Genomic DNA, 6,697 nt, shown 5'->3' on the forward strand with positions numbered 1-6,697 from the left:
TGCCGTCGTCCGCCCGGGAGGTCGCCCGATGAACTGGACGACGCTCTACACCCGTTCACGCCAGGTGCCGCTGTCGGCGGCGGCGGTCCTCGTCCTCGGGACGGCCGTGGCGGCCCTCGCGCGCGGAGGCGACGGATCGTCCAACCCGCCGCTCGCCGCCCTGGTGATCACGGCCGCCGTGGCGGCCGGCAGCATCGGACTGGCAGGCCAGGACCGCGACTTGGACCGCACCGCCGCCATCCGCTGGGCCCCGCGCCGAGCGGCCCATGTCCTGCTGCTCGGCGCCGCGACCGCCGCCGCCCTGCTGGCCGCCCGCGCGGCGGGCGCCGACCTCGCCCCGGCCTCCCTGCTGGTCCGCGACAGTGCGGGTCTGACCGGCCTCGCCGCCCTCGGCGCGGTCCTCGGCGGCGCGGCCTACGCCTGGACCCTGCCCACCTCCTGGCTGGCCGTCACCCTCTGCGCGCCGATCGTGCCCGGGCGGGCGGGCGAGGTCCTGAACTGGACGGTGCTCGACCCGGCACCCGCCGCCTCCGCCTGGACGGCCTGGGTCCTGGCAGGTGTCGGCACCCTGCTGTACGCGGTGGCCGGCCCACGGCGCTGACGGGCCGACCGCCTCGGCCGACGCGGCGGGGTTCAACTAGCGAATACCGAACGGCCTCTTGACGCTTCGAGGCTCCATGGATTCACTGGACCCCGCCGCATCGGCATGCCCACCCCCGGCTCCATCCCCCACCTCGGCAGGATCATCCCCACCTGAGTGGGAGCGCTCCCACTCCTGATTCCGCCGGGCCCGTCCCAGAGAGGACCAGCGACGTGCCCCACCCCGTACGCCGCCTGCGCGATGCCCTGTTGGGCCTCGCCCTCGCCACGACCACCGTGATCGCCCCCGCCGCGATCGCCCCCACCACCGCCACGGCCCGGGCCACCGGAACCGCCCAAGCCGCCGCGCCGGTGTCCACACCCGCCGTGAGCAGCGCGGTCGGGTCCGGCTACTGGCACACCAGCGGCCGCCAGTTGCTCGACGAGGCCAACCGCCCGGTCCGGATCGCGGGCGTCAACTGGTTCGGCTTCGAGACCGCCAACTACGTCCCGCACGGGCTCTGGACCCGGGACTACAAGAGCATGATCGACCAGATCAAGTCCCTCGGCTACAACGCCATCCGGCTCCCCTACAGCGACGACCTCTTCAAGGGCACCTCGCCGGCCGGCCTCAACACCTCGGGCGGTCTCAACGCCGATCTTCAAGGGCTGAACTCGCTCCAGGTGATGGACAAGATCGTCGACCAGGCCGGAGCGGCCGGCCTGAAGGTGATCCTGGACCGTCACCGTCCGGACGCCAACGGGCAGTCGGCCCTCTGGTACACCGCCGCGGTCCCCGAGTCCACCTGGGTCGCCCACCTCAGCGCGCTGGCCACCCGGTACGCGGGGAAGCCCACCGTGATCGGCATCGACCTGCACAACGAGCCGCACGACCCGGCCTGTTGGGGCTGCGGCGACCCGGCCCTGGACTGGCGCCTGGCGGCCGAGCGGGCCGGCAACGCGGTGCTCGCCGCCAATCCGAAGCTGCTGGTCTTCGTCGAGGGGAACCAGACCTTCAACGGCAGTTCGTACTGGTGGGGCGGCAACCTGCAGGGCGCCGCGCAGTACCCCGTCCGGCTGGACGTCCCGAACCGCCTGGTCTACTCGGTGCACGACTACGCCACCAGCGTGGCGCAGCAGAGCTGGTTCGACGACCCGTCCTTCCCGGCCAACATGCCGGGCGTCTGGGACCGCAACTGGGGCTACCTGTTCCAGCAGAACGTCGCGCCGGTGTGGGTCGGCGAGTTCGGCACCACCCTGCAGGCGGCCGTCGACCAGAAGTGGCTGAAGGCGCTGGTCCAGTACATGCGGCCGACGGCCCAGTACGGCGCGGACAGCATCAGCTGGACGTTCTGGTCCTGGAACCCCAACTCCGGTGACACCGGCGGCATCCTGAACGACGACTGGACCACCGTCAACACCACCAAGGACGCCTACCTGACGGACGTCAAGGCACCCGGCTTCGGCTCCCCGGGCGGCGGAGGCGACGTCCAGGCGCCCTCCGCGCCCACCGGGCTCACCGTGACCGGCAGCACCGCGAGCACCGTCGCCCTCTCCTGGACGGCCTCCACCGACAACCTCGGCGTCACCGGCTACGACGTCTACCGCGGCACCACCCTGGCCGGTACGGCCTCCGGCACCACCTACACCGATTCCGGGCTGACCGCCGCCACCGCGTACTCCTACACCGTCCGGGCCAGGGACGCGGCCGGAAACGTCTCGGCGGCCTCCGCCCCCGTGAGCGCCACCACGAGCGGCACCGGCGGCGGCAGCGCGGGCTGCACGGCGGCCTGGCGCCTCAACGACCAGTGGACCCCGGGCTTCAACGCCACCGTCACGGTGACCGCCACCACCGCGGCCACGAAGTCCTGGTCGGTGAAGTGGACCTGGCCGAACGGCCAGCAGCTCACCAGCGCCTGGAACGCGACCGCCCAGCAGTCGGCGGCCGCCGTCACCGCGACCAACCTTTCCTACAACGGCGCGCTGTCACCCGGCAGTTCGACCACCTTCGGCCTCCAGGGCACCTGGGCGGGCAGCAACCCGGCCCCGACCCTCACCTGCACCGCCGCCTGACCGTCCGACAACGGCCCCCGTGGCGGCCGGGCCACCGCCCGCCACGGGGGCCTCGCCACGGGCCCGGGCCGGTGAAGCCGACGGCGGTGGCGAACAGGACGGGGAGCGAGCACCGGAAGAGCGGCACCGTGCGTCCGGGCTGAACAGGCACGACCCCGGGGACGGGTACCTGCTGCCTCGCGCCCGGGTGGCGCCTCTCCAGCTTGCGCCTGGCTGCACCTGACGCCCCATCATGCGAACCCGCCGCCCGGCACTCGGATGCAGGTCGCTCGCGACCCGGCGACGTTCGCGGCGTAGCGAGGTGCTGTCCAGGCTGCACGCCACGAACGACCGTGCGCCGTCGGGCACTTGATCCAGCAGAGCCTGCGCACTGGTCACCGGCTCCGCCGGTGCACCCGGCAGCCCGGGCCGCTCCGGTCCGAGCGGCCGTGACCGTCCGATGGACCCGTTCGGGGCGAATCGGACCCCGTGGGCGTCGTTCGCCAAGCAGGACTCCTCACGGAGGGAAGGTGGGAATAGCCCCGGACGGGGGGAGGCCGTTGCCCGATCGGGCAGTCGTGCCGGGAAGTACGGGCCGCATACTGACGGCCCGTTGACAGCGGCGGATGCCGGTCACAGAGTTGCACATGCACTACGAGAAGTGACGCTGCGTCATGGCACGCGAAGCCAGAGCCGGGGGCCGAGGCCGAATCCGCCATGGCTTGCGGCGGCCCTCGTGAGTGATCGAGGGCAGTTCCGGAGCCTCCCGAGGCTCCGCGTTCGCGGCACGACTTTCTGCCCGGTTCCCGTGCTCCGTCCAGGCAATCGCCCATGAAAGCAGGATGGAAATGTCCCGCATGAAACTGTTCCCCGGCCTACCCAGGGCGACGGCCCTGCTGTTGGCGCTGCTCGGAATGATCGTGACCTTGGTCGTGGTGCCTGCCCCTGTGGCGCACGCCTTCGCGCCCAATGAGCTCAACGCCTTTGGTCGGGGGGTCGCCACCTGGAATTCGCAGGGGGCACGGTGGCCCCAATATCGCAACCTCATGAACCAGAACCGCCTGCTCGCAGTCCAGGAGGCCGGGGCGGACCCGGCCGGAATGGCGAACATGCAGCACGTGGGGACGATAACGGCCAATTACAGGACCGTGGAGTACTATCACTGGAATGCCGGCGGGGGAGCGGTTTACCATGTCTACTGGATGTCCGGCGTCGACAACGACGCACACGGTGGGCGGGTGAATTTCGCCTTCGTCTCGGCGACGGCGGCGGACCAGGTCCTGGTCGCCGCTCCGGGCGGGGCCACCGGTCGCGCCGCTCTCGGGCTCCGCTTCCAGGACGACGTCTATTTCAATGTCCACCTGCCTTCGGGCGGGAACAACCTCGTCCCGTTCCAGCAGATGCTCAACAGCGCCTACGCCTGGGGTCACCAGAACAACTGGGGAGTCAGTGTTCTGGGGGACTTCAATCTGGAGCCAACGCCAGGGGTCCATCAGATAGCGTCGGACGCCATGGCCGGAACCGGGCGAATCTATCGTGTGGGTGACAACGTCATGACCCATGACGCGGGTCATGAGTTGGACTACATGGTATCGAGTCGCATCATGCCGAACTTCCGGGGTGAACTCCCCCCGTGGGTCATCAACAACGCGGATCATGCGCCGGTCTTCTTCCGCCAGCACCTCGCCGCGGCCGGCGACGTGGTCAGTCTGACCGACCAGAAGCACGACGCCTTCATGCGGGCCGAGAGCGGTGCTCGTGGGGCAAAAATCACGGCGACCGGGACCAAGGACACTGACTCCCGCACGCGGTGGAGGCTTCTGAAGGCGGGGGCCGTCGAGTGGGAATTCCGCCTCCAGAATGTCGACACCGGCCTCTGCCTGGACATGTACAACGGAATCTATTCCACGCCGGGAACCGTGATGGATCAGTACACGTGTCAGGACAATCTGACCACGCAGATGTTCCATCTGTATTGGAGCACCTTCGATCCCGGCGCCTGGCAGCTCAGGAGCGTGTGGAATCCGTCGATGTGCCTCGATGCCATGGGTGACAATCCTGGCTACGAGAGCTTCTGGCCGTGCGACGGCAAGAACATGGCCATCAATCAGAAATTCTATCCGGTGTTCTGGAATTCATAGAGCACGGATCCGGCTACTGGCGCCGCGCTTGATGGTCTTCATGCGCTCAGGGCCCTGCGCCCAGCTGGTCAGGCACGCCGCACCGGCGTGCCTGGCCAGCTCTCGACCAGGAATGCTGAGACCTCTCCGCCGTGGACGTCGCCCTGCGACCGAGTGCCTGCACTGCCTCGGCGCGAAGGCGCCGACGCCGGGCTTCCGGTCCGCCGGTCGACCGTGCGGCCCACGATGGATGCGGAGTGTCCCCACCTCTACCGAGCAGTGCCGTGACGGTTCACCGGGTGGCCTGGGCGGCGCCGACGACGAGGTTGGGCCAGGTCGTGTTCCGGTCATTCCTGTGTCGTTGACCGGCCGTCCTGCCACGAACCGGCCGCGCCCGGAAGCCCGGCGTTCTTACGATCGCCCTTCACACCGTGCGTCGGAGGGGAGCACCGTGGCAGGCAGGGCACCAGCACGACGACCCCGCGGCCGGGGGCGGAGCCGGGCGGCCGCCCGCCGCCGGATCCGGGCCGCCCGCGACAGCGCCATGCTGCTCGCGTCGGCGCCCTGGTCGCCGTCGTCCTCGCTGTCTCCGTGGTGGGCTGGCTCCTTCAGCACCTGCTGATCCTGCTCACCGTGGCGGGCGCCGTGCTCGCCATGGCGGTCGTGCTGGTGCGCCGCCGGGTACTGGCGGGCCGCCGCGCGTTCGAGGCCCAGGCGGCCCAGTTGCGGCACATCGGCCCGTTCCTGGCGATGAGCCCGAAGGAGTTCGAGCACGCCCTCGCGGTGCTGTGCAGGCGCGACGGCTGCACGAAGGTCACCGTGGTTGGCGGCGCCGGCGATTCTGGCCGCCGACATCCTGGCCACCACGCCCACCGGCAGGCGCATCCTGATCCAGGCCAAGCGCTACGGACCGAGGACCCTGGTCGGCTCGCAGGACGTGCAGAAGGTCAACGGCACCTACCGCGACGTCCACCACTGCGACCTCGCAGTCGTCGTCACCACCAGCACCTACACCAAGGCCGCCGCCGCCTTCTGCGAGCAGGTCGGGATCCGCGCCCTCGACCGCCGCGCCCTCGCCCTCTGGGCGGAGGGCACCGGCAAGCCGCCCTGGGGGTGATGCGCGTGTCTGAGCCCATCGCCACCGTTGGCATGCGCGGCAGCTCGACAAAAGCTGTCTGCGGTCTCGTCAAAGTGCTCAGTGCGTTCGGTCGGCGTCCAGGAGTCCTGAGCCTCGCGGGGAGTCTCGAGGCGCCAGAAATCAGGGCTGAATCCCCTGCGCCTGGAGCCGCCGACGCAGTCTCAGTAATTCTCTGTGGGCGGCGGCCAGCCGTTGTTCGAGCTCTTGGACGTGCTTTCGGCGGGCGGCGCGTTCCCGGCGGACGGCCTCGGTGTTCGTTTGCCGCGACCGCGCGCCGTTCTTCGCCGCAGGCGCCACCGCAGGCGGTGCAGGTCGCGGACCGATGGCACCTGTGGCACGACCTCGGCGAAGCGGCCGAACGGACTGTCGCCCGACGCCGGCCGGGCCCGGTCCGCGAGAGCTCAGCCTGCCTCCCGGCGCCGTGGCACTGCCGATCGTTGAGACCGATGCGCCGGCCCGAGACAGCATCCGCCGGCCGTGCTGTCCGCCCAAGCCGCTAGGTTGAGCCGACCAACTGGAGTGAAGGGGAGGCCCATGACTGAGCACCCGGATATCGCAGCACTCGCCCAGGTCATGGCCCCGACCTTCGGCGTTGACGAGGCCCTTGACTGGCCCTCGGTCGAAGAGCGACTGGACTGCCGGCTGCCCGGCGACTACAAGGCGTTCATGTCGCTCTACGGCGGTGGGGGCATCGATGACCTGCTGAGTGTGCTCCTCCCTCTGCACAAGGACGGTATCCAGTGGGATCCCGGTGCCATCGAGGACGAGATCTCGGGTGCCCGCTCGACATGGGAACGCACTCCCGCAC

At 70.2% G+C, this 6,697-nt stretch carries 6 protein-coding genes; 5 read left to right on the forward strand and 1 reads right to left on the reverse strand.

Annotation, left to right across the window (positions count from 1 at the left end; all coding sequences use genetic code 11):
- Window positions 1–28 precede the first annotated feature (28 nt).
- The 3 genes from ABD946_RS31740 to ABD946_RS31750 all read left to right on the forward strand — a co-directional run bounded on the left by ABD946_RS31740 (window position 29) and on the right by ABD946_RS31750 (window position 4,772).
- Window positions 29–601, forward strand: a complete 573-nt coding sequence (locus tag ABD946_RS31740; RefSeq protein ID WP_345289050.1) for a hypothetical protein — start codon at window positions 29–31, stop codon at window positions 599–601.
- A gap of 212 nt (window positions 602–813) precedes the next feature.
- Window positions 814–2,652: a cellulase family glycosylhydrolase gene (locus tag ABD946_RS31745; RefSeq protein ID WP_345289051.1), complete on the forward strand. Its 1,839-nt coding sequence runs from the start codon at window positions 814–816 to the stop codon at window positions 2,650–2,652.
- Window positions 2,653–3,488: 836 nt separating this feature from the next.
- Window positions 3,489–4,772, forward strand: a complete 1,284-nt coding sequence (locus ABD946_RS31750; protein WP_345289052.1) for an RICIN domain-containing protein — start codon at window positions 3,489–3,491, stop codon at window positions 4,770–4,772.
- 390 nt (window positions 4,773–5,162) lie between these two features.
- Here ABD946_RS31750 and ABD946_RS31755 read toward each other — a convergent pair whose 3' ends face one another.
- The gene (locus ABD946_RS31755; protein WP_345289053.1) at window positions 5,163–5,525 is read right to left on the reverse strand and encodes a hypothetical protein; all 363 of its coding nucleotides are present in this window, start codon (window positions 5,523–5,525) and stop codon (window positions 5,163–5,165) included.
- Window positions 5,526–5,574: 49 nt separating this feature from the next.
- Between ABD946_RS31755 and ABD946_RS31760 the strand changes: the two genes are divergently transcribed.
- Window positions 5,575–5,868, forward strand: a complete 294-nt coding sequence (locus ABD946_RS31760; RefSeq protein ID WP_345289054.1) for a restriction endonuclease — start codon at window positions 5,575–5,577, stop codon at window positions 5,866–5,868.
- Window positions 5,869–6,423: 555 nt separating this feature from the next.
- Window positions 6,424–6,697: SMI1/KNR4 family protein (locus ABD946_RS31765; protein ID WP_345289055.1), on the forward strand; the 274-nt coding region annotated here is incomplete at its 3' end.

This window comes from Kitasatospora albolonga (assembly GCF_039535905.1).
Classification (GTDB): domain Bacteria; phylum Actinomycetota; class Actinomycetes; order Streptomycetales; family Streptomycetaceae; genus Kitasatospora; species Kitasatospora albolonga.

Coding starts and splice junctions, on each gene's coding strand:
- ABD946_RS31740 (WP_345289050.1), top strand. CDS start 29: ATGAACTGGACGACGCTCTACACCCGTTCACGCCAGGTGCCGCTGTCG.
- ABD946_RS31750 (WP_345289052.1), top strand. CDS start 3,489: ATGAAACTGTTCCCCGGCCTACCCAGGGCGACGGCCCTGCTGTTGGCG.